The sequence below is a fragment of the Pseudomaricurvus sp. HS19 genome (genome assembly GCF_009857815.1).
GTDB lineage: Bacteria > Pseudomonadota > Gammaproteobacteria > Pseudomonadales > Cellvibrionaceae > Pseudomaricurvus.
The window spans coordinates 1,481,510-1,504,626 of sequence record NZ_WVVW01000001.1 but is presented as its reverse complement, the minus strand read 5'-3'; the positions used below and the strand labels follow the sequence as shown (position 1 = coordinate 1,504,626).

The following is a 23,117-nucleotide window of genomic DNA, read 5'->3' as shown; positions in this document are numbered from 1 at the left end:
GATTGGGTGTGTGGACCATTCAACGGAGGAAGAACAAACCATGAAGCAGATCCTGATGACGATGGTGTTGTTGTCACTGACCAGTACCTGCTGGTCTCTGGAATTGGGGCAGCCATCGGATCGCGCCAACACCTGGGAGCTGGGTCTGCTGGTGAACCGCATGGGCGACTGGGAGGTGTCCGGGGAAAACGGTTCCTCTGTCGACGTTGATGCGGATACCGGCTGGGGTTTCTCCGTGGGCTATAACGTCAACGAACATCTCAATTTTGGTTTTGGCTTTACCCACAACTACCAGTCCTACGATCTCACCATTGTCCCCCAGGACCCGGCCGGGCCCGCCACAACCCTGAATCACAAACTCACCAACGACACCTTCGCCCTCAATATGACCTACCACCTGCTGGCCCGTGAGCTGACACCGTTTGTCACGGCGGGACTGGGCTGGAGCGACCTGGACAGCAATGTCTCCGATGGTGATAGCGGCGTGGTCTGCTGGTGGGACCCCTGGTGGGGCTACGTCTGCTCCAACTACTACTCCACCTATTCCGAAACCTCCTTCAGCTACAACCTTGGCGCCGGCCTGCGCTGGGATATGGGCTCCAGTTTCTCTCTCAAGGCCAGTATCAACCAGCGCTGGATGGACCTCGACCGGGTGGACAAAACGGTCGATAGCTATGTGGGCCTGCTGGAATTTGTCTGGCGTCGCTGAGGCTGTAATTCGGATACATTCAGGATAATAACAATGACATTCCCATGGTTGGTCGCCGATGTTGGCGGCACCAATGCACGCTTCAGCCTGGTTACTGCAGAGGATGGCAGCGGCTTTCAATTTGAACACACCCAAACCCTGCCCACCGCAGGCTACCTCCGCTTTGAGGATTGCCTGCAGGCTTACCTGGCACAGTTGCCGGCTGCGCTCAGCAAATCCGTCTGTGCCGGCTGCATTGCCATGGCGGGACCGGTGGTGGGGGATCAGGTCTCCTTTACCAATCTCGACTGGCACTTGTCCCGCTCCGCGTTGCAGCAGCAACTGGGCTGGAATCAGCTGTGCCTGCTGAACGATTTTGCCGCGCTGGCCTGCTCCATGCCCCACCTCGCCGATGCGGATATGCAGCCATTATTACCCGGCACGGTTGTGCCCCGGGCAGCCAAGGCCATTGTCGGCCCGGGTACCGGGCTGGGGGTGGCGGCGCTGGTGTACACGCCGGTGGGCTGGTGGCCGGTGCCGGGGGAGGGGGGCTTCACCGCCTACGCACCACAGTCACCCCGCGAGCTGGCGGTGGCGGCGTTGTTGCAGCCGCGCATGTACCTCTATACCGAGGCCCTGGTCTCCGGAGGAGGTCTGGTACTCACCTACAACAGCCTGGCGGAAATCGATGGTCTGGCGGAGCGTGCCAGCGAGGCGGCAGAGGTGGTGGATCTGGCGCTGCAACAGCAGCAGCCGCTGGCGCTGGAAGCGTTACAGATGTTCTGCGATAGCCTCGGCACCGCTGTCGGTAGCGCGGCGCTGCTCTATGGCGCCAAGGGGGGCATTTATCTGGGCGGGGGCATTGTGCCGCGTATTGCGGACTTCCTCGTCCGCACCGGGTTTGAGAAACGCTTGCGGGAGCGGGGCCGCCAGACGGCGTTTATGGCCGATATTCCGGTGTTCCTGATTACCCATCCATACCCGGCCTTTCTCGGCGCCGCTGCCTGGCTGCAGCAACAGTTGGTCAATGCCAACGGCTGATGCCATCCGGCAGGCGGGGCGCGAGGCTTAGCCGGCCTGTTGCTGGCGTCGATAACTGGCGGGTGACTGACCTGACCAGCCAATAAAGGCACGGCGGAAATTGGCGGTGTCGTGAAATCCCAACAGGCTGGCGGTGTGCCGGACACTGATAGCGGCATGGCGCAGATAGATGCCCGCCAGTCCCAGACGCACCTGATCCAGCACTTGCTGGTAGCTGTTGCCCTCTTTCTGCAGGTGGCGCCGGAAGGTGCGTGCACTCATCAACAGTTGGCTGGCGCACTCTTCCAGGGTTGGAAACCGGGTGCTGTAAATCAGGTGGCTGCGCACCCTGGCGCTGAGGGAGCCGGGGGCGATGTTGGTACTGTGTTGCGCCAGATGGCGTTCAATGGCTTCGCACTGCTGCTGGTAGATGGGCAGTATGGCTGCCCCCAGCTGCGGTGGTCGCTGCAGCAGGTCAACGGGAATACAGAGGCGGGAGTAGCTGGCATCAAAGCTGACACTGCAGTCCAGCAGTGACTGGTAGGCCGCGCGGTAAGTGGGGGCGGGGTAGTCCAGCTGTAATTGCACCCCGGTAAGGGGGCGGCCGCTGCAGTGCTTGAGTACGCTCACCAGCCCGCTGTAGAACCACTCGGACGAGAGTCTTTTGAGTTGCAGCGACGCCGGCCTGCTGAAGGACACCAGCAGCAGGTTGCCCTGGCGGCTGCTCTGCGCCCGACCGATCAGTGGCTCGTAGAGGTGCAGGGTCATATCCAGTGCCTGCTCCAGGTTGTTGCAGTGGAGCAGGGCGTAGCTGAAGGCGCTGCGCCGGGTCAGGGGGATCTGCAGGCCGGTGTGCAGGGCCAGTGCCCGGTGGCCGGTCAGTTGGATGGCGGTTTGCAGCAACGCCGCGAATTCATCGGCGGTACACTCCAGTTCGGCCGGGCTGGGCGTAGGTACCGGCAATGGGGTGGCCAGTGGCGCTTCGCGCAACAGTCGCTCCAGGGAGGTTCCAAAGCTGGAGACAACCCGGGCAAGGGTGATGGCAAAGTGGTCTGGGAGTGATTCACGCATAGCTGGGAGGGCGGGCCGGTGCGGTCGCCATTCTTATTATTGTTTATTTATACGCCAACCTTACCCGCGTCGAATCTGGCCAGCAAGCAAAAATTCCACGGCTACAAAACGGCCCCTCCGAATGGCCTCTGAGGCGGTTTTCCTATACCCTTGCAGCCCTTGAAATCACAGGGCCTTCACAAGGTATTACAGGGTATTCACGGGATGCGTCGCCAGGATTTTTACTATGATCTGCCGGATGAATTGATCGCCCGCCAGCCTGCGGCTGAGCGCAGTGGCAGTCGGTTGCTGCGTCTGGAGGGTGAGACCGGCGCCATGCAGCACGGGCAGTTCCCGGATCTGTTGCACTGGCTCAATGCCGGTGACCTGCTGGTGTTCAATAACACCCGCGTGATCCCCGCCCGGGTCTATGGCCAGAAGCCCTCCGGCGGCAAGGTGGAGATCCTGGTGGAGCGGGTGCTGGACAGCCATCGGGTGCTGGCCCATACCCGCGCCAGCCGCTCCCCCAAGGTGGGCAGTCAGATCCTGCTGGAAGATGACACCGCGGTGACTGTCAGCGCACGCCAGGAAGCCCTGTTCGAACTGGAATTCCCCGCCGACAAACCGGCCCTGCAGGTGCTGGAGGCCATCGGTCATATGCCCTTGCCGCCCTACATCGACCGCGAGGACGACCTGGGTGATCGCGAACGCTACCAGACGGTCTACAGTGACCCGGGCAAGGCCGGCGCCGTAGCGGCACCTACAGCCGGGCTGCATTTTGATGAGCCGTTGCTGGAACAATTGCGCCTCAAGGGCGTCGAAATGGCCTTCGTAACCCTGCATGTGGGGGCCGGCACCTTCCAGCCGGTGCGGGTGGACAACATCACAGAACACCACATGCACAGCGAGATCATGGAGCTGGACGCCACCGTGTGTGAGCAGGTGCAGCGCACCAAAGCCCGCGGTGGGCGCGTGGTGGCCGTGGGAACCACCAGCGTGCGCTGCCTGGAGACCGCGTCCCAAAGCGGCGAGATCCGGCCCTATCAGGGGGAGACCAACATCTTTATCTACCCCAGCTATCAGTACCGGATTGTGGATGCGCTGGTGACCAATTTTCACCTGCCGGAATCCACCCTGCTGATGTTGGTGTCCGCCTTTGCCGGTTACCGCTATGCCATGGCGGCCTACGACGAAGCGGTGGCCGAGCGCTACCGTTTCTTCAGTTATGGCGATGCCATGTTTATTACCCGCAACCCCAATGCCACTACCGAGGAGATTGGTCTTGAGCGCTGATGCGTCACACAAGCGCGAGTCCTGTTTTATGGACTTCGAACTGGATACCACCCAGGGCAAGGCCCGTCGCGGGCGTCTGAAATTCCCCCGCGGTGTGGTGGAAACGCCGGCGTTTATGCCGGTGGGCACCTACGGCACCGTCAAAGGCATGTTGCCACGGGATATCGAAGAGATCGGTGCCCACATTATTCTCGGCAACACCTTCCACCTGATGCTGCGTCCCGGCACCGAGGTTATTAAGGAGCACGGCGACCTGCACGACTTTACCCAGTGGCAGAAACCGATCCTCACCGATTCCGGCGGTTTCCAGGTGTTCAGCCTGGGCAAAATGCGCAAGATCACCGAAGAGGGTGTCACCTTCCGCTCGCCCATTGATGGCAGCAAGGTGGAGCTGAACCCGGAGAAGGCCATCGCGGTACAGCGCGACCTGGGCTCTGACGTGGTGATGATTTTTGACGAGTGCACCCCGTACCCCGCTACCGAAAAGCAGGCCCGCGACTCCATGGAGCTCTCCCTGCGCTGGGCACAGCGCAGCAAGGACGCTCACGGAGCGAGTCCCTCGGCGCTGTTCGGTATTGTGCAGGGTGGTATGTACGAGCACCTGCGCCGCGAGTCGCTGCAGGGGCTGGAGAAGATCGGCTTTGACGGCTACGCCATCGGCGGCCTGTCGGTGGGTGAGCCCAAAGAGGACATGATCCGCATCCTCGACAACCTGGCGAGCGAACTGCCGGCGGACAAACCCCGCTACTTAATGGGGGTGGGCAAGCCTGCGGATATCGTTGAAGCCGTGCGCCGGGGCATCGACATGTTTGACTGCGTGATGCCCACCCGCAACGCCCGCAATGGCCACCTGTTTACCTCGGAAGGGGTGATCAAGATCCGTAATGCCAAACACCGTCACGACACCTCGCCGCTGGACAGCCGCTGCGACTGCTACACCTGCACCAACTTCAGCCGCAGCTACCTGCACCACCTGGACAAGTGCGGCGAGATCCTCGGTGCCCAGCTCAACACCATCCACAACCTGCGTTTTTACCAGAATCTGATGGCGGGTCTGCGGGAGGCGATTGCCAACCAGCAGTTGGATGAGTATGTGACTGAGTTTTATGCCCTGCAGGGGCTTGAAGTACCGCCGTTGTAACAATCCTGTGTACAATGGCCCACTTTCAGCCAGCGGGCCTAATGATAGAGCCTTGGCGCTGACTCAATAATAAGCACGGCAAACGTACAGCAAAGCAATCGGGCCACAAGCCCCTCTGGAAAGTTTTATGAATCGTTTTCCCCTCTGGAAATATTTGCTGGTGGTGATAATCGCCACTCTCGGCATCATCTATTCCGCCCCCAACCTCTACGCCCCGGATCCGGCGATCCAGATCTCCGGCCAGTCCAGCGCCACGGTGATTGATGAGCGCGCGCTCTCCATGGCCACCAAGTCACTGGATGAGGCGGGCATCGCCTATTTCGGTGAAGAGCACAATGGCAAGAGTGCGCTGTTGCGGTTGAAGGAGACCGAGCAGCAACTGGCCGCCAAGCAGGCGATCCAGAGCGCCATGGGGTACAACTACGTGGTGGCTCTCAACCTGGCGCCGACCACACCGGAGTGGCTGCGCAGTATGGGCGCCGAGCCCATGAAGCTGGGCCTGGACCTGGCCGGTGGTGTGCACTTCCTGCTGGAAGTGGATACCCAGTCGGCGGTGGCCAAGCGTCTTGAATCCACGGTCGATGACATGAAATCGGCGCTGCGCAAGGCCAAGTTGCGCTACATGTCGGTACGGCTGGATGAGAACAATGTGGTCACCGCGGTGTTTGGCGATGCCGAAACCCGCGATCAGGCCAGTGCACTGCTGCGCAGTGACTATCCGCAGCTGGTGCGCGAAGAAAAAGCCGACGGCGAACGTTTCCTGATCGAGATGACCATGAGCGAAGCCTCAATCCGCGAGATTGAAGACTACGCCGTCAGCCAGAACCTCACCACTCTGCGCAATCGGGTTAATGAGCTGGGTGTGTCCGAACCTATCGTGCAGCGCCAGGGGCGCAATCGCGTGGTGGTTGAATTACCGGGTGTGCAGGACACTGCCGAAGCCAAGCGCATCATTGGTAAGACTGCCAACCTGGAGTTCCGCCTGGAGGCCAAGCCCTCCGAGCTGGTGACCCGCAAGGAGGCTTTCGGCTTCCGCAGCGAGCTGGACCAGCGTCGCTTTGGCGACGCCTGGCTGGAGAAGAGCATGATCCTCACCGGCGACCACGTCGCCAACGCCCAGTCCAGTTTCGACAGCCAGACGTCGCAGCCGCAGGTGAACATTACCCTCGACAGCGTTGGTGGTACCAAGATGCACCGCGCTACCCGCAACAACGTGGGCCGTCGTATGGGTGTGCTCTTTATTGAGTACAAGACCCGCATGGACTACGTCACCAACGAGCAGGGCGAGCAGGTGGCGGTGCCGCATCAGGTGGTGGAGCGCAAGGTGATCAGCCTGGCCACCATCCAGAGTGCACTGGGTGTGCAGTTCCGCATTACCGGCCTGGATAACCCGGCAGAGGCCTCCGAGTTGGCGCTGCTGCTGCGCGCCGGTGCCTTGGCGGCGCCTATGTATTTCGTGGAAGAGCGTACCATCGGTCCATCACTGGGTGCGGATAACATCGAGGTGGGTGTGAAGTCGGTACAGATCGGCCTGGCGCTGGTACTGATCTTTATGCTGCTCTACTACAAGGTGTTTGGTATTGCCGCCAACGTGGCGCTGGTTCTGAACCTGGTGCTGCTGGTGGGTTGCATGTCGATCCTCGGCGCCACCCTGACGCTGCCGGGTATCGCCGGTATTGTCTTGACGGTGGGTATGGCGGTGGATGCCAACGTGCTGATCTTCTCCCGCATACGGGAGGAGCTGGCCAATGGCATGCCGCCACAGTCAGCTATCAGTGCCGGTTTTGATCGCGCCTTCACCACCATCCTGGATGCCAACATCACCACCCTGATTGTGGCGGTGATTCTTTACGCCATTGGCTCCGGTCCGGTGCAGGGCTTTGCGGTCACGCTTTCCATCGGCATCCTGACCTCTATGTTTACTGCCATTGTTGGCACCCGCGCGATCATTAACCTCATTTACGGTCGTCGCGCCCGCGTAGAAAAACTGTGGATTTAAGCGGGCACACGAGACGATTTGAGAGGAATTGAACATGGCACAAGAAGACAAAATCATTAATTTCATGGGCTGGCGCAAAATAGCCGCTGCCTTCTCTGTCCTGCTGCTGCTGGCCTCCATTGGCTCGCTGGCGGTGAACGGTCTGCAATTTGGCCTGGACTTTACCGGTGGTACCCAGATCGAAGTGGGCTACCCGCAGGCGGCGGACCTGGCCAGTGTGCGGGAGAAACTCTCCGGTGCCGGTTTTGAAGGGGCCGTTGTGGTCTACTTCGGCGCTGAGACCGATGTTCTGATTCGCCTGCAGCGGGGCTTTGAGCCGGGCCTGGGTGATCAGATCCTGGCGGCCCTGCAACAGGGAGAGGCGGGAGCTATTGAGTTGCGCCGGGTAGAGTTTGTTGGCCCTCAGGTGGGCGAGGAGCTGCGCGATGAAGGTGGTATCGGCATGCTGTTCGCGCTGGTGGTGGTGATGGGCTACGTGGCCATGCGCTTCCAGTACAAGTTCTCTATTGGTGCAGTGGCAGCGTTGATCCACGACGTGATCATCGTGCTGGGTATTTTCTCCATTGCCCATCTGGAGTTCGACCTGACCGTACTGGCAGCGGTGCTGGCGGTGATCGGTTACTCCCTCAACGACACCATCGTCGTGGCTGACCGCATCCGTGAAAACTTCCGCAAGTTGCGGGGCGAAGAGCCGCTGGATGTCATTAACATCTCCCTCAGCCAGACGCTGGGTCGTACCTTGATTACCTCCTTGACCACCATTCTGGTGCTGGTAGCCCTGTTCTACTTTGGCGGTGAGCTGATTCACGGCTTTGCCACGGCGCTGCTGATTGGTGTTTTTGTGGGTACCTACTCCTCCATCTACGTGGCCAGTAATATCCTGCTGCTGATGCATATCAGCAAAGAGGATTTGATGCCGCCGGTGAAAGAGAACGCCGAGCTGGACGAGGTGCCTTAAGCGCAGCTCACAAAAGGATCAGAGTCCCGCAGGACTCGCCCCGACACCCCCTCGGCTAGCAGCCCAGGGGGTGTTTTGCTTTTGGGGGGGCGGTTTTCGCCTGCCGCAGCCGCGCCCTGAACTGGTGCTGCATAAATGCCCTGTTTTGAGCGGGTGGTCAGTGGTGGTGCAATCTGTGGCGGTGGAAACGGCCGGACCGGCCCCGATAGCGCGATTTACAACTTGGCACAGGCTTTGCTCTATTAAACGTGTAGGCACATGATCTGCGGCCAGCCTCTCCGGGGTTGACCGCCGGCCATGACTCTCTGAGCTTGTGGCCCTGCTTCGGCAGGGCAGCTTTTTCGCCGGATGCCTGCGAGACCTGTGCTGTAACGCCAGGTACTGAATTGCAAACGTCGCTGGTCTGCTCATCCGCCTGGTCAGCGACAGGCTTAACGTAGATCTCTCTGAGCTTTAGCCCCGCCTGTCGGGGCTATTTTTTTGCCTGGCCAAAAACCTCTGGCGGCGCTGGAGCCGGTTACGGGTGGTCCGGCGAGAGATTCGTCAAATATTTTTGACGAGAAGCTAAAAGTGTCAAGAATATTGGTGCGCCTCTTGCTAGAATGCAGCAGCTGGCAGGCCTCAGGTTTTCATTCCCTCCGGGGCTCAGTCGCAGATTATCAGGATGACCAACAGGACTAAATCGGATGCCGGGGATTATGGATCTGAAGCAGCTGCTGGCGTCGTTGGACCCGGAGCTGGTCGCCGGCGAGTTTGTGTTCTGCAGTGTTGCTCTGGCGTGGACAGATTCCCGGGGATTGCAGCCGGTTGCCACTTTCCGTGAGCGGGAGGGGCTGACCCTGGTATTGCCGAAACAGGAGGCGGAGCTGGCCGGCCTGGTGTTTGACGGGGTGTTCCGGCAGATTACCTTGCGGGTGCACTCCAACCTGCAGGCAGTGGGGCTGACGGCGTCGGTCTCGGCCCAGCTGGCAGCCAGGGGGATCAGTGCCAATGTGATAGCGGCCTATTATCACGACCATATTTTTGTCCCGGCCGCGCGTGCAGAAGAGGCCCTGCAGGCCTTGCGGGAACTGGGGGGCTGATTTGGCAGGTTGGGTATATGCTCTATACTTTTGGTCTTTACAGCCGTTAAAAGCCGGGCATCGCCTTTGGGGCTGTCGCAGCGAGTCCGGGTTACGGGTACACGCCTTGGGTCCAGGCAATACAACAAGTTTCATGAATCAGAGAAATAAGGGCGTATAGATGGAGGTCCAGTCACCTCAGCTGTCGGTATCCAATATCCATAAAACATTCGGTGACAACGAAGTGCTCAAGGGTATTTCGTTCGATGCCATGAGCGGTGAAGTGATCACCCTTATCGGTTCATCCGGGTCCGGCAAGAGCACCTTATTGCGCTGCATTAACCTGCTGGAAATTCCCACACAGGGCGAAGTAATACTGCGCGGTGAGCCAGTGCGCTTCCGTATGGTGCGCGGTGAACGCGTGCCGACCAGCCCCCAGCAAGTACAGAATTTCCGTTCACGCCTGGCCATGGTGTTCCAGGGGTTCAATCTCTGGTCCCACATGACGGTACTGGAAAATGTCATTGAGGCTCCGGTTCACGTCCTCGGTCAACCCAAAAAGCAGGCTATCGAAAAGGCCGAGGCGCTGCTCGATAAGGTTGGTCTGCTGCAGCGCAAAAACTACTACCCCAATCACCTCTCCGGCGGGCAACAACAGCGTGCCGCCATTGCCCGCGCGCTGGCAATGGATCCGGAGGTGCTGTTGTTTGACGAGCCCACTTCGGCGCTCGATCCCGAACTGGTCAACGAAGTGCTGCGCGTGATGCGCGGGTTGGCGGAAGAGGGGCGTACCATGATCCTGGTGACGCATGAGATGGACTTCGCACGGGATGTTTCGAATAAGGTCCTGTTCCTGCACCAAGGCAAAATTGAAGAGCAGGGTGATCCCGGAAAGATCTTTACCAATCCGGATTCGGAACGTGTGAGACAGTTTATGGCGGCCCAGAACCGCTGAATTTTCCATTGCAATTGCATATACGAGGTGCAACATGAAGAAGGTTATCGCTGGTCTGTGTGTCGTTTTCCTGGCGGCCTGTTCACAGCAGGAATCCGAGCCGGTGCTGAAAATCGGGGTGGATGTGCCCTATGAGCCATTTGAGTTCAAGGCCCCGGATGGCAGCCTGACCGGCTTTGAAATCGATCTCGGTAATGCAGTATGTGCGGAGATGGCGATCAAGTGTGAGTGGGTGGTGCAGGGTTGGGACGGTATTATTCCGGGCCTGCTGGCATTCAAATACGACATGATCATGTCGTCCATGTCGATCAACGACGAGCGCCGGGAAAAGGTGCTGTTCTCCAAGGCCTACTACAACACCCCGTCTGCCTGGTTCGCCAAGGCCGGTGCTGAGCTGGATGTGACCAGCCCTGCGGGCATGGCTGGCAAGAAAGTCGGTGTGCAGCGCGGTACGGTGCAGGATGACTACGCCACCAAGAATCTGCCGGACACTGAAATCCTGCGTTACGCTACCGCCGATGAACTGGTGATTGATCTCTACGGCGGTCGCCTGGATGCAGTACTGCTGGACTTCCCTGTGGGTGAGAGCACCATCCTCAACGGTGATAAGGGCAGTGAGTACGGTCAGGCCGGTGCCATGCTGCAAATTGGCGAGGGTGTCGGTGTTGCCGTCCGCAAGGATGATGCCGAGCTTAAGGCCAAACTGGATGCCGCGTTTGAAACCGTAAAAAGCAATGGCGTCTACGACCAGATCCGTGCGAAGTACTTCGCCTACGATATTAAAGTCTGAGGCTGGAACAGAGTCTGATGCTGGATCTGCACGGTTACGGCCCCTCAATTCTCGGCGGTGCCTGGCTGACCATCCAGGTGGCGCTGCTGTCACTGCTGCTGGCAGTGGTACTGGGGCTGGCCGGCGCACTGGCCAAATTGAGCCACAACGCCTGGCTGCGCGGCATTGCGACCTTCTACACCACGGTTATCCGTGGTGTTCCCGATATGGTGCTGATGTTGCTGATTTTCTTCGGCGCCCAGATTCTGGCCAATGATCTGGCGGGCTGGATTAATCGCAACTTCGGCACCCGGCTCTATTTTGATATCAATGCGTTTGTGGCCGGCGTCGCCACTATCGGATTTATCTTCGGTGCCTACATGGCCGAAACTTTCCGGGGCGCCTATATGTCTGTGCCCAAGGGACAGCTGGAGGCCGCGGTCGCCTACGGCATGAATGGCTGGCAGGTGTTCCGGCGGGTACTGTTTCCGCAGATGATGCGCTTTGCGTTGCCGGGCATCGGCAATAACTGGGCGGTGCTGCTGAAGACCACGGCACTGGTCTCCGTGATTGGTTTGGCCGATATGGTCAGGCTGGCCAAGGAGGCCTCCGGTGCGGTGCACGAACCCTTCAAGTTTTTTATTCCTGTGGCGGCGATCTATCTGCTGATCACCTTTGTGTCAGAACTGGTGATCAGGTACCTGACCAGGAAGTACAGTAGCGGTGTGGTGAGGGGATCACAGCATGGATAATTGGCTGGATTCCCTGCTGAGCCAGAATAAAATTTTTACCGCCGATACGCTGTTTATGTATTGGGACGGGTTTGTGGCGACCGTGCAGCTCAGTGTTATTTCACTGCTGGTGGGCCTGTTGCTGGCTGTGGTGTTGGCGGTACTGCGCAGCACCCGAAAACCGATACTCAGCTGGCCTATTTATCTCTTCTGCTATGTTTTTCGCGGCACACCCCTGTTGATCCAGCTCTATATCATCTACTACGGTATTACCTATGTGGATGGGATACAGGAGACCTTCTGGTGGGAGTGGTTTAAAAATCCGTTCTATCCGGCGCTGCTGGCATTCACCCTCAATACCTGCGCCTACACCACCGAAATCCTCTATGGTGCAATCTCGGAAACCGATCATCGCGAACTGGAAGCGGCCCGCGCCTACGGCATGAGCTGGTGGACCAGCATGCACCGTGTGGTATTGCCCGGGGCTATCAGGCGTTCGCTGCCGGCCTACGCCAACGAAGTGGTGTTGCTGTTGCAGAGCACTTCCATTGCCAGTGTCATCACCATCATTGATATTACCGGGGCGGCCCAGAACACCTACTCGCGCCACTACGCGCCCTTCGAAGCGTTTATCTTCGCCGCCTGCCTCTATCTGGTGATTACCTTCACCATTCTCTATGGCTTCCGCAGGCTGGAATCCCGGCTGCTGGCCTACACCCGCCCGCGTCAATAACGCCGTCTCTGTCGCAGCGAGTTAGCCTTCCTGTGACGTCACACCGACTGCAGGGGGCGATATTTTGCACCGCCTGCACTGTGCGAATTAGCTGTTCGATTTGATTGGGTTTTATTCTTTTTTGGTGGTGAACCCGGCACAATCCGGGTGTGGTCTACCAAAGTCGAATGGTCTTTATGGCGCATTTAACCTTTACTTAACCGCTTGTTTTCGCGGCCTTTTGCGAACCGGAATTTACCCGCCTGCGCTGCAGGGGGAGATCCGTATTACCCCCTCGATTGTCGCCGCAGCCACTCCTCAAAATAACAAATCCCCGTCCAGATTCTGGATTGCTATGACTGTTGTCTGTTCCCGGCAGAACACCTGCCAGGGCTGTGGCAGCGTTGTGCCTTTACCATGGGCTATTAATCATGCCGCCGCTCGGGTGGTGTGTCTAACTCAGACAAGTTGTGTGGAATTTTCATGACCAATAGTTCAAGAATGTTGTGTTCGCAGTTACAGGGCAGGGTGATGTCTGCTGCAGAAGCTGCGGCGTTGATCCCCGCCGGGGCGACCCTTGGTATGAGCGGCTTCACCGGTGCCGGCTATCCCAAAGCCATACCCCAGGCGCTGGCCCGGCGCATGCGGGAGTTTCAGTCGCGGGGAGAGGAGTTCAAGGTTAACCTCTGGACCGGCGCGTCTACGGCACCGGAATTGGATGGCCTGCTGGCGGAAGTGGGTGGCATCAGCAGCCGTTTGCCATTCCAGTCGGACCCGTTGTGCCGCCAGCAAATCAATGATGGCAGGATTGAATACCTGGACCTGCATTTGTCGGAAGTGTCGCAGTACGTGTGGTCGGGTTTTTTGGGGAACCTGGATATTGCTGTGATTGAAGTGACAGCCATTACCGAAGAGGGTCTTCTGGTGCCGTCCTCGTCGGTGGGCAACAACAAAACCTGGATGGAACAGGCCAAAAAGATCATTCTCGAGGTTAACCACCAGCAGCCCCTGCAGCTGCAGGGCATGCACGATATCTACTACGGCACGGCCCTTCCGCCTCATCGCCTGCCAATCGCCGTGACACAGCCGGACGACCGTATTGGCGAGACGCTGTTCCGCTGTCCGCTGGAGAAGGTGATTGCGGTGGTGGAGACATCAGCGCCGGACCGCAACAGCGCCTTTGCCCCCATCGATGATAACTCACGGCAGATCGCGGGCCATATCCTGGAGTTCTTTGATCACGAGGTTAAGCGCGGACGCCTGCCCAAAGAGCTGCTGCCGATCCAGAGCGGGGTTGGCAATATACCCAATGCGGTACTGGACGGTCTCAACTCCGGCCCTTATCGCAACCTGACGGCGTTTACCGAGGTGATACAGGATGGCATGTTGGCGATGCTCAAATCCGGCACCTTGCGTGTCGCCTCTGCGACCTCCTTCTCGCTCAGCCCGGAGGGCATCAGGGAGTTTACCGACAATATCGATTTCTACCGGGAGAGAATTATCCTGCGACAACAGGATATCAGTAACCATCCTGAATTGGCCCGCCGCCTGGGTGTTATTGCCATGAACGGTCTGCTGGAAGCGGATATCTATGGCAACGTGAACTCTACTCACGTCATGGGTACCCGGATGATGAATGGCATTGGCGGCGCCGGGGATTTTGCCCGCAACGGTTATCTGTCGATCTTTATGACGCCATCCACGGCCAAGGGTGGCACCATCTCCTCGATCGTGCCCATGGTGTCCCATGTGGATCAGACCGAACACGATGTCAAAGTGATTGTGACCGAGCAGGGGCTGGCGGACTTGCGGGGACTGTCGCCCAAACAGCGGGCCCGGCTGATCATTGAAAACTGTGCCCATCCTGATTTTCGCGACGAGCTTTGGGATTACTTTGAGCGTGCCTGTGCCATCGGTGCGGGCCTGCATACACCACACATTCTCTCCGAGGCGCTCAGCTGGCATGAGCGCTATGAAAAACACGGCACCATGCACCGTTTGAGAGGGCTCAAATCCACCGCGTAATGTGGCTTGGTCCGGGTGCGGACACTGTCCACACCCGGACTTTTTTCAACCGCCGGCTTCGCCAATATGGCCGTTCCGGGTCATTGCCAGGTGGTTGCCATAGCCGGTGGGGAGGTTGCACGTGATCGGCAGGTGTTGGTGTTGCGACGGTTAGAGGGTCTTTGATTTTTGTGCCGGACTCGTCGCAAGGTTTTCTCTGGCCGGGTCAATAATGTTCTTTGCTAAACGCGATGGGAATCGCGAATGTGGCGTCATTTATTCTCTGTTTCCACGCCGGGTTCAGGGAGTGGCTGCAGGGTATGTGCAGCGTAAAAATTCACTCCCCTTTACGTGACTTTTATTTTTCGGTTTTATGACACGCTTAGCCTTTGGCGCATTTTTTATTGGTTACACTGCGCGCCGCAATTGAAGCCCGGTGCCAGCAGAAGGTATGGAACTCTACAGGTTTATTCTTCTCTTTCCGGGGTGTCCCGGCTCCTGACTTTTCAATTGTGCTCAGCCTACAACATTACTGCGTCAGCGACTGCCCACGGGTACCCGTACAGCATCTTTCGCTGCCAGCAGATATTGCACTTTGCAACAAGACCAAAAAGGATTCGTGTATGTTTAAGAAGACCGTGATGGCTTCAACTCTTCTGCTGTTGTCCGCCGCTGCCACTGCGCAGAGCGGGGAGACCGGCAGCTTCTATGCCGGCGTCTCCCTCGGCCTGACCGATGTGGATGTCTCAGGCTTTGACAAGGGACGCTCCATTGCACTGGTGGGCGGCTACAGAGTGAATGAGAACCTGGCTCTGGAAGGATCCTATATTGACCTGGGTGAAGCCGAGGACGGCCCCTGGACCATCGAAGCGGATGGTTTCAACTTCGCCGCCGTGGGTATCCTGCCAATCAATGACCAGTTTGAAGTGTTTGGCAAACTGGGTCTGTTCGGTTGGGATGCCAGTGTGCACCGCTCAGGCTATGGCCAGGTGGAAAGCGATGACGGCATCGACCTGAGCATCGGGTTTGGCGCCTCCCTGGAACTGACCCCGGAGATTTCCGTGGTGGCTGAGTACCAGCATTTTGAGCTGGACAGCGACGATGTTTCCAATATTTCCGTAGGCGCTCGTTACAGTTTCTGATCGCCTTGTTGCCGTCCCGTTCGGAAGGCGAAAAAAAGGGGCCCCGCAGTGCGGGGCCCCTTTTTGTTTTACAGCGGGGCAACGGTCGGCGCGGTATCAGTTGGCGTGGGCCGCCTTGTGCGCCAGGTACTCGTCGTAGGTGCCCTGGAAGTCCACCACCTCGTCTTCCCGGATCTCCAGGATACGGGTTGCCAGTGACGATACAAACTCGCGGTCGTGGCTGACAAAGATCAGCGTGCCTTCGTAGTGTTCCAGCGCCAGGTTGAGGGCCTCGATGGATTCCATATCCAGGTGGTTGGTGGGTTCGTCCATCAACAGCACGTTGCAATCCATCATCATCAACTTGCCGAACAGCAGGCGGTTTTTCTCACCACCGGAACAAACTTTAACTTTCTTTTTGAAACTGTCGGCAGAGAACAGCAGGCGGCCGAGGGTGGCGCGCACGATCTGGTCGTCGTGGTTGGGCTTGCGCCACTGGCTCATCCAGTCGAACAGGTTCATATCCACGTCGAAGTCAGCACTGCTGTCCTGCGGGCAGTAACCGAGGCTGGCGTTCTCGGCCCACTTCACCACTCCGCCATTGGCAGACAGCTCGTTCACCAGGCAGCGCACAAAGGTGGTTTTACCGGCGCCGTTCTCACCGATCACTGCCAGGCGGCTGCCGGCCTCCAGCAGCAGGTTGACGTTTTTGAACAGCGGGGTCTCTTCGAAACCGTGGGTCAGCCCTTCCAGGGTCAGGGCCTGGCGGTGCAGTTTCTTGTCCTGCTTGAAACGGATATAGGGCGAGACACGGCTGGAGGGTTTGATGTCCTCCAGTTTGATTTTCTCCAGCTGCTTGGCCCGCGAGGTGGCCTGCTTGGCCTTGGAGGCGTTGGCGGAGAAACGGCTGACAAACTGTTGCAGGTCGGCGATTTGGGCGGACTTCTTGGCGTTCTCTGACTGTACGCGTTCACGCGCCTGGGTGGAGGCAGTCATAAAGTCATCGTAGTTGCCCGGGTAGACCCGCAGCTCACCGTAGTCGATGTCCGCCATGTGGGTGCAGACAGCGTTAAGGAAGTGACGGTCGTGGGAGATGATGACCATGGTGCTCTTGAGACCATTCAGCACGCCCTCGAGCCACTGGATGGTGGCGATATCCAGGTTGTTGGTGGGTTCGTCCAGCAGCAGGATGTCAGGCTCGGAAAACAGCGCCTGCGCCAGTAATACCCGCAGCTTGAGGCCCGGGGCCACTTCGCTCATGGGGCCGTAGTGATACTCCAGGTCGATACCGGCACCCAGCAGGAATTCACCGGCGCGGCTCTCGGCGCTGTAGCCATCCATCTCGGCAAACTGCACTTCCAGGTCGGCCACTTTCATGCCGTCCTCTTCGGTCATCTCCGGCAGGGAGTAAATACGGTCGCGCTCCTGCTTCACGGCCCACAGCTCGGTGTGGCCCATCAACACGGTGTCGATAACGGTGAAGGCCTCAAACGCAAACTGGTCCTGGCTCAGCTTACCAACGCGCTCGTTGGGGGTAATGCTGACGTTACCGGCGGAAGGGGAGAGGCTGCCGTCGAGGATTTTCATAAAGGTGGACTTGCCACAACCGTTGGCGCCGATGAGGCCGTAACGGTTGCCGTTACCGAACTTGACCGAGACGTTTTCAAACAGCGGCTTGGCACCAAACTGCATGGTGATATTGGCGGTAGTAATCAAGGGACGATCCTATAAATCCGGGGCGCCCGGCAGGCCAGCGGCCGGCAGGACGGGTGTGTGAGTGTCGACGAGCGCCCCTCGGTTGCCTGACTCTTTCAGGGCAAACGGGAAACCACAGACGCTGGATCCAGCAACTGGCTGGGGTGTGAAGAATCACGGGAGGCTACCATCTGAAGGGACGCTACTATAGAGATACCGCCTCCCAAGGTCGAGCAGAATTTAGACAGATTGGGCAGGTTACACGGTCTGCCAGCGGGCCAGGGGGAGTGATTATTGGGCAGCGTTGGTTGCCTTGGGGAGGGGCTGGGTTGATCTCTGCTGAATTTCGACACCAATGTCGAAATAATGATATGGATTGTCCATGGCGGTTGGTCGCCCTGATGCTTTAATGGACTCCGGTCATACCAGACCATTCTGGTGTGATCGCCGAATAACCATAAGGAGAGACTTCACCATGCAGCTCAGCGGTAAACGAATCATTGTCACCGGAGGAGCCAGTGGCATCGCTGCCTCCACCGTGCGCGCTTACGTTCGGGAGGGGGCGCTGGTGGCCTCGCTGGACATTACCGAGGCGGCTGGGAGGGCAGTGGTAGATGCTGCCAATGCCCAGGCGCAGGGGAGTGGGCGGGCCACTTTCTTCTGCTGCGATATCAGCAGGCCGGAGCAGGTGTTTGAGGTATTTACGCAAGCTGTCGAGTGGCTGGGAGGGCTGGATGTGCTGGCCCATATTGCCGGGATTGATCGCTCCAAGCCCGCCGAGGCATGGACTCTCGAAGATATGAACCTCATGTGGGGTATTAACCTCAACGGCACCATCCTCTGCAACCAGGCCGCTTGCCGGCAGTTTCAGAAAGAGGGCAGCGGGGCGATTATCAACTTCGCCTCCGACGTGGCGCTGGCGGGTATGCCCAACGGGGCCATCTATGCCGCCTCCAAGGGCGCGGTGCTGTCGTGGACCCGTACCATTGCCCATGAGTGGGCCTCGAAATACAACATCCGCTGCAACAGCGTGAACCCCACCATGAAGACTCCCATGTTCGAGGAGTACAAGGCCAGCCTCTCGCCGGAGCAGCTGCAGGCCTTTCTCGCCAGTGAGAAGCAGCGGGTGCCGCTGGGCGGGGAGATGGGGGATGCCGACCGGGATATGGCACCGGTGATGGTGTTCCTGGCCAGTGACGCCTCCCACTTTATCAATGGCCAGATACTGCCGGTGAATGGCGGGCGGGTGATGTTGCACGGGTAACCGTCACTGGTCCTGACTCAGGGGCTGGCGAGGGTCCGCCCCAGTGCCCGGTGCCAGCCCGCCAGGTATTTATCCCGCAGGGCGTTATTCATATCAGGCTGGAACAGCTGTTCCTGTTGCCACTGCTGCTGCAGCTCCTCCATGGAGCTGTAGAGTCCCAGCTGCAGCCCGGCAAGGTAAGCGGCTCCCAGTGCAGTGGTCTCCAGTACTGCAGGCCGGTCCACCTCGGCATCAAGGATGTCCGCCATAAACTGCATCAGCCAGTTGTTGGCCACCATGCCGCCGTCCACCCGCAGGCGTGCGGTATCTATACCGTCCTCGCGCACTGCCGCCAACAGGTCGTGGGTCTGGTAGCAGACCGACTCCAGCGCTGCCCGGGCAATATGGGCCGGACCTGAGGCGCGGGTCAGGCCGAAGATCGCACCACGGGCGTCCGGATCCCAGTGGGGCGCTCCCAGCCCTGTAAGGGCCGGCACAAAGTAGACGCCCTCGTTACTCTCTTCCGTGCGCGCCAGCGCTTCAGTTTCAGCGGCGGTTTCGATAATGCCGAGACTGTCCCGCAGCCACTGTACTGCCGCGCCGGCAACAAAGATGGAGCCCTCCAGGGCATAGTGGGTGGTGCCCTGAATGGTGTAGGCAATGGTGGTGAGCAAGCGATTGTTGGAGGTCACCGCCTGCGCGCCGGTATTGATCACCATAAAGCAGCCGGTGCCGTAAGTGCTTTTGATGGTGCCCGGGTCGAAGCAGCACTGTCCCACGGTGGCCGCCTGCTGGTCGCCGGCAACCCCGAGAATGGGAATGGCGTCGCCCAGCACGGTGGTGTCTGTGGTGCCGAAGTCAGCGGTGCACTCCAGCACTTCCGGCAGCAGGCTTCCGGGGACACGAAACAGCTGCAACAACTCCGGATCCCACTGGCGGGTGTGGATATTGAAGAGGTTGGTGCGGCTGGCGTTGGTGATGTCGGTGACAAACCGGCGGCCAGCGGTGAGGCGCCAGATCAGAAAGGTGTCCACTGTGCCAAACGCCAGTTCGCCCCGCCCGGCCCGCTCCCGCGCCCCTTCAACGTTGTCCAGGATCCAGGCGACTTTGGTGGCGGAGAAATAAGGATCCAGCAGCAATCCACTGCGTTGCCGCACAAAGTTTTCTGTCACCTGCTCTCGCAGTCGCTGACACTCGGTGCTGGTGCGGCGATCCTGCCAGACGATGGCGTTATAGAGGGGTTTACCGGTTTTGCGATCCCACACCAGCGTTGTCTCCCGCTGGTTGGTAATACCGATAGCGGCAACATTGAGGCCGGCAGCCCGGGCCTGCTGCAGTACCTCACGGGTCACCGCCAGGGTGGTGGACCAGATCTCCTCCGGATCGTGTTCGACCCAGCCATCATGGGGATAGATCTGGCTAAACTCCTGTTGGGCGACATGCAGGGCCTGCCCCGATTGATTAAAGACAATGGCGCGGCTGGAGGTGGTGCCCTGGTCAATAGCCAGCACACAGGTATTGGATGTCATCAACTCGGCTCCACGGATTTATCGGGCCCGGAATGAGGCATTTTTGCGGTGGACGAGCTATTCACTGTAAAGGGGAACCTTGTGCTGAATCAATGGCCGTGCTTTCCGGCGCCATCTAATCGCCTTGCAGGCATGGGCCAATTGTAATCCTGTGGTAATATTTGCGGCTGTTTGCCCCACCTTCCGCTTGGCTCAAAACGGCGTTGACGGGCCGCATGGAGGCGGGGTGTGTTTGATGGGCAACATGGAGCTATCTGACTTGGCGTTCGCAAAAATTGGGGTTGGCTCTGCTCGTCAGGTCGAGGACTCAGGGCTACCGGTCATTTCAGGGCTGCGTTCGGCGGCTATGCAGACTCATCAGGAGCCGGTGCAGGATCCCGTGGTTCCCGACTGGGCCGATCTGGTGCTGGAAGATACCTGGCCTGATCGCCTGCACCCGCTGTCCCGTCCCCGTAATGTCTGGAAGCTGCTGCAGAGCCTGTTCTCCCGCCGTCAGGCGGTAGAGTTGCCGCAGCAGCTGGCGGAATCAATCCCCCGCTACATCCTGCAGGAGTTTCACAACCTGCCCAACGGCAACTACTCCAACCACCTGAGCCACGGTTATATCACCGGTTTTGATATTGCGATGCTGGGTGAGGTGGAGGTCAGTCGCCAGTGGATCGCCGAGCGGCTGACAAAGGCGCAGACGGTGCTGGATATCGGTACCGCCGGTGGTAAAACCGCGGCTGCGGTTCAGCGCCAGGGGGTGCCGGATGTGTGGGGGATAGATCCATCACCCTACCTGCTGAAGCATGCCGCCCGCCGTAACCCCGGGCTCAAGTTTGTGCCGGGGATCGGTGAAAATCTCCCCTTTGGGGCTGAACGCTTTGATGCCATTACCCTCTGTTTCGTCCTGCACGAAGTTCCCCCTCGCTATGGGCGCCAGATTCTGGCGGAGTGCTACCGCTGCCTGAAACCCGGTGGTCTGCTGGCGATCGCCGAGCCCTCCAGCCTGCAGATGCAGAAGCCCCGTTGGCGCTCAATGCTGACAGCGAAAGGTTGGCAGCATCTCTATTTTTACCTGCTGGCTCACTTTGTTTACGAACCGTTCGTGGAGGCCTGGCACAAGGTCGACAAGGCACAGTGGTTGGACGAAGGCGGCTTTGAGCTGCAGGAGTCAGATTACGGCATGCCCATCGGCCATTGGCTGGCACGCAAACGCTGAGGACGGTTGCCAACATTTTTCCTCGCTCCTGTCACATTCTGGCTGCCTGAATCGTCTTACCCCTGAAAGACACTGTTTGTTCATAAGGGGGTTCCATGTTGCGAAGATCGATCGCTGTTTTCATTGGGCTGATGACAGCCGCTAACGGGTTACTGATGATGGCAGATGGCCAGCGTTGGTACGCCAGTACACCGGGAGTGCCCGCTTCCGGTCCTTACAATTCACACTTTGTAGTAGATATCGGTGCCGCGTTTTTGGTTGCGGGTCTGGGGTTGTTGTTTCGCGGCTGGCGTCAGCAGTACTGGCCTGCCGCTGCTGCCGGCAGTGGCTTTCTTCTGTTGCACGCGGCAATCCACGGGCTGGAACTGTTGCATTCCCCGGATGCTCCCGCTACTACACTGGTACTGACACTGATTGCCGTTGCTGCCATCTGGGCGAGCCTGCCTCATGGGCGCGGGCTGAAGGGAGGCGCGTATGTTTAATGCCATCGCCCGTAAATTCATTACCGCTTTCGGTCGACGCTACGACTTTGATGTCAGCTATCAGCTCTATCTGGCAGACCACTCAGGCAGCGCTTTCCGCACCTTTGCCCGAGCCTGTAAACTCGGATGGCACCGCCAGCGGGTCTCGCCGCAGGTGGCCATGGCGGTGCAATTGGTTGCCATACAGTTTGAGGACTGCGGGAGCTGCACCGAACTGATGATAAAACTGGCCCGGGAGGCGGGCATGGAAGAGGCAGAGATCAACACGGTGTTGAGTGGCCATGCGGACGGTCTGCAGGAGGAGCTGGCATTGGCGTGTCGCTATGCCCGAACGGTTCTTCGGCATGAGGAGAGTGCCGGGGTGCTGGAGGAGGTGCGGCAGCGTTGGGGAGAGCAGGGCGTGATCGACCTGGCAATGGCGGTGTTGGGCGCTCGTCTCTATCCGCAGATGAAATGGGCTCTCGGTTTTGCATCTCCCGGCGCGGCATGCGCGATGGTTGGTGGCAGGCCTGCCCTTATGGCCGCGGAGGCCTGAGAATGGCACTGGCAAGTTTTCAGCAACACCGCAGTCGCCTGCTGGGCTTGGCCTATCGCATGCTGGGCAGCCGGGCGGATGCGGAAGATATTCTGCAGGAGGCGTGGTTGCGTTGGTCGGCGGCGCAGCATACGCAAACCGATGCTCCTGTCGACAATGCCCAGGCCTACCTCACTACCATTGTTACCAGGCTCTCCCTTGATCGTCTGAAAGCTGAACGGGTCCGGCGCGACGCCTACATCGGGCCCTGGTTGCCGGATCCGGTGAGTGACGTTGGCAGCATGGACCTGGAGGCTGCCACGGAGTTGGCGGACGATCTCTCCTATGCCTTGCTGTTGACCCTGGAGCGACTGTCAGCCCCTGAGCGTGCAGCATTTTTGTTGCACGATGTTTTTGATCTGCCGTTCAGTGAGGTCGCGGCGGTACTGGAGCGCAATGAGGCGTCGGTGCGGCAGCTGGCGTCCAGGGCACGCAAGGCCGTTCGCGCTGAACAGCCGGATCGCAGTGCGCCGGAGGCTGAGCACAGGCGTTTGTTGGGAGCGTTTATGCGGGCGGCGGCAGAAGGGGACAGCGATACGCTCACGTCCCTGTTGCGGGAAGATGCCGTCTTTACTGCAGACAGTGGCGGCTATCGTCTGGCAGCCCGGAGACCCATTGCGGGAGCGGAGAAAATTGTGCGCCTGTTTCTCGGCGTGGCCAACAAGTTCAGGCCCCAGGCGCAGGTCAGTGCTGAATGGCTCACGACCAACGGGGCGCCTGCACTGTTGCTGCGCCATGACGGGGAGCCCGAGCAATTGCTCTCGGTCTCTGTCAGGGACGGGCGTATAGCCGCAATCTACCTGCTCAATCATCCGCAAAAATTACGGGCATTGTGCGAACGTCTGTGAGGCGGATACGGTTTGTGAATTGCTAGCCTGTTGCGCTGCC

21 protein-coding genes are annotated in these 23,117 nt (G+C 59.0%); 18 read left to right on the top strand and 3 right to left on the bottom strand.

Annotated features, from left to right (window positions below; all coding sequences use genetic code 11):
- Positions 1-40 precede the first annotated feature (40 nt).
- Together GSF27_RS06780 and glk are read left to right on the top strand one after the other, a co-directional pair.
- Positions 41-709, top strand: coding sequence for a porin family protein (locus GSF27_RS06780; protein ID WP_160966969.1), 669 nt, complete (start codon positions 41-43; stop codon positions 707-709).
- Positions 710-742: 33 nt separating this feature from the next.
- Positions 743-1,729 carry a glucokinase gene (gene glk / locus GSF27_RS06775; protein ID WP_160966967.1) on the top strand — a complete coding sequence of 329 codons (987 nt, stop codon included), beginning with the start codon at positions 743-745 and terminating at the stop codon, positions 1,727-1,729.
- Positions 1,730-1,756: 27 nt separating this feature from the next.
- Here glk and GSF27_RS06770 read toward each other — a convergent pair whose 3' ends face one another.
- The gene (locus tag GSF27_RS06770) at positions 1,757-2,779 is read right to left on the bottom strand and encodes an AraC family transcriptional regulator (protein ID WP_160966965.1); all 1,023 of its coding nucleotides are present in this window, start codon (positions 2,777-2,779) and stop codon (positions 1,757-1,759) included.
- A 204-nt stretch (positions 2,780-2,983) separates the two neighbouring features.
- Here GSF27_RS06770 and queA point away from each other — a divergent pair, with 204 nt between their 5' ends.
- The 11 genes from queA (at position 2,984) to GSF27_RS06715 (ending at position 15,523) form a co-directional block, all read left to right on the top strand.
- Complete coding sequence (gene queA, locus GSF27_RS06765) at positions 2,984-4,051, top strand: tRNA preQ1(34) S-adenosylmethionine ribosyltransferase-isomerase QueA (RefSeq protein ID WP_160966963.1); 1,068 nt, start codon at positions 2,984-2,986, stop codon at positions 4,049-4,051.
- A gap of 28 nt (positions 4,052-4,079) precedes the next feature.
- Positions 4,080-5,192, top strand: coding sequence for a tRNA guanosine(34) transglycosylase Tgt (gene tgt / locus GSF27_RS06760; protein ID WP_160967562.1), 1,113 nt, complete (start codon positions 4,080-4,082; stop codon positions 5,190-5,192).
- A 127-nt stretch (positions 5,193-5,319) separates the two neighbouring features.
- Positions 5,320-7,191, top strand: a complete 1,872-nt coding sequence (gene secD / locus GSF27_RS06755; protein ID WP_160966961.1) for a protein translocase subunit SecD — start codon at positions 5,320-5,322, stop codon at positions 7,189-7,191.
- A 34-nt stretch (positions 7,192-7,225) separates the two neighbouring features.
- Positions 7,226-8,149: a protein translocase subunit SecF gene (gene secF / locus GSF27_RS06750; RefSeq protein ID WP_160966959.1), complete on the top strand. Its 924-nt coding sequence runs from the start codon at positions 7,226-7,228 to the stop codon at positions 8,147-8,149.
- Positions 8,150-8,847: 698 nt separating this feature from the next.
- Positions 8,848-9,231 (top strand): ACT domain-containing protein, encoded by a 384-nt coding sequence (locus GSF27_RS06745; protein WP_237457357.1) that lies wholly within the window; start codon positions 8,848-8,850, stop codon positions 9,229-9,231.
- A gap of 160 nt (positions 9,232-9,391) precedes the next feature.
- On the top strand, positions 9,392-10,165 hold the full coding sequence (locus tag GSF27_RS06740) for an ABC transporter ATP-binding protein (RefSeq protein WP_160966955.1): 774 nt from the start codon (positions 9,392-9,394) through the stop codon (positions 10,163-10,165).
- Positions 10,166-10,199: 34 nt separating this feature from the next.
- Positions 10,200-10,955, top strand: a complete 756-nt coding sequence (locus tag GSF27_RS06735; RefSeq protein WP_160966953.1) for a transporter substrate-binding domain-containing protein — start codon at positions 10,200-10,202, stop codon at positions 10,953-10,955.
- Positions 10,956-10,972: 17 nt separating this feature from the next.
- Positions 10,973-11,686: an ABC transporter permease gene (locus GSF27_RS06730; protein ID WP_160966951.1), complete on the top strand. Its 714-nt coding sequence runs from the start codon at positions 10,973-10,975 to the stop codon at positions 11,684-11,686.
- Positions 11,679-12,398, top strand: a complete 720-nt coding sequence (locus GSF27_RS06725) for an ABC transporter permease (protein WP_160966949.1) — start codon at positions 11,679-11,681, stop codon at positions 12,396-12,398. Before GSF27_RS06730 ends, GSF27_RS06725 begins: the two co-directional genes overlap by 8 nt.
- A gap of 462 nt (positions 12,399-12,860) precedes the next feature.
- The gene (locus GSF27_RS06720) at positions 12,861-14,402 is read left to right on the top strand and encodes an acetyl-CoA hydrolase/transferase family protein (RefSeq protein WP_370462572.1); all 1,542 of its coding nucleotides are present in this window, start codon (positions 12,861-12,863) and stop codon (positions 14,400-14,402) included.
- A gap of 602 nt (positions 14,403-15,004) precedes the next feature.
- Positions 15,005-15,523, top strand: coding sequence for a porin family protein (locus GSF27_RS06715; RefSeq protein WP_160966947.1), 519 nt, complete (start codon positions 15,005-15,007; stop codon positions 15,521-15,523).
- A 96-nt stretch (positions 15,524-15,619) separates the two neighbouring features.
- Here the strand turns inward: GSF27_RS06715 and GSF27_RS06710 are convergent, their stop codons facing one another.
- On the bottom strand, positions 15,620-17,218 hold the full coding sequence (locus GSF27_RS06710) for an ABC-F family ATPase (protein ID WP_160966945.1): 1,599 nt from the start codon (positions 17,216-17,218) through the stop codon (positions 15,620-15,622).
- 454 nt (positions 17,219-17,672) lie between these two features.
- Between GSF27_RS06710 and GSF27_RS06705 the strand changes: the two genes are divergently transcribed.
- Entirely contained in the window at positions 17,673-18,461 is a 789-nt protein-coding gene (locus tag GSF27_RS06705; protein ID WP_160966943.1) for an SDR family NAD(P)-dependent oxidoreductase, read from the top strand.
- Positions 18,462-18,478: 17 nt separating this feature from the next.
- Here the strand turns inward: GSF27_RS06705 and glpK are convergent, their stop codons facing one another.
- The gene (gene glpK / locus GSF27_RS06700) at positions 18,479-19,969 is read right to left on the bottom strand and encodes a glycerol kinase GlpK (RefSeq protein ID WP_160966941.1); all 1,491 of its coding nucleotides are present in this window, start codon (positions 19,967-19,969) and stop codon (positions 18,479-18,481) included.
- 346 nt (positions 19,970-20,315) lie between these two features.
- On the opposite strand from glpK, the gene GSF27_RS06695 reads away from it, so the two are divergent.
- From GSF27_RS06695 to sigJ, 4 genes are all read left to right on the top strand, one after another.
- Complete coding sequence (locus GSF27_RS06695) at positions 20,316-21,173, top strand: class I SAM-dependent methyltransferase (RefSeq protein ID WP_160966939.1); 858 nt, start codon at positions 20,316-20,318, stop codon at positions 21,171-21,173.
- A gap of 95 nt (positions 21,174-21,268) precedes the next feature.
- Positions 21,269-21,655, top strand: coding sequence for a hypothetical protein (locus GSF27_RS06690; RefSeq protein ID WP_160966937.1), 387 nt, complete (start codon positions 21,269-21,271; stop codon positions 21,653-21,655).
- Positions 21,648-22,190, top strand: coding sequence for a carboxymuconolactone decarboxylase family protein (locus GSF27_RS06685; RefSeq protein ID WP_160966935.1), 543 nt, complete (start codon positions 21,648-21,650; stop codon positions 22,188-22,190). Before GSF27_RS06690 ends, GSF27_RS06685 begins: the two co-directional genes overlap by 8 nt.
- Positions 22,191-22,192: 2 nt before the next feature.
- Entirely contained in the window at positions 22,193-23,077 is an 885-nt protein-coding gene (gene sigJ / locus GSF27_RS06680) for an RNA polymerase sigma factor SigJ (protein WP_160966933.1), read from the top strand.
- Positions 23,078-23,117: the final 40 nt, after the last annotated feature.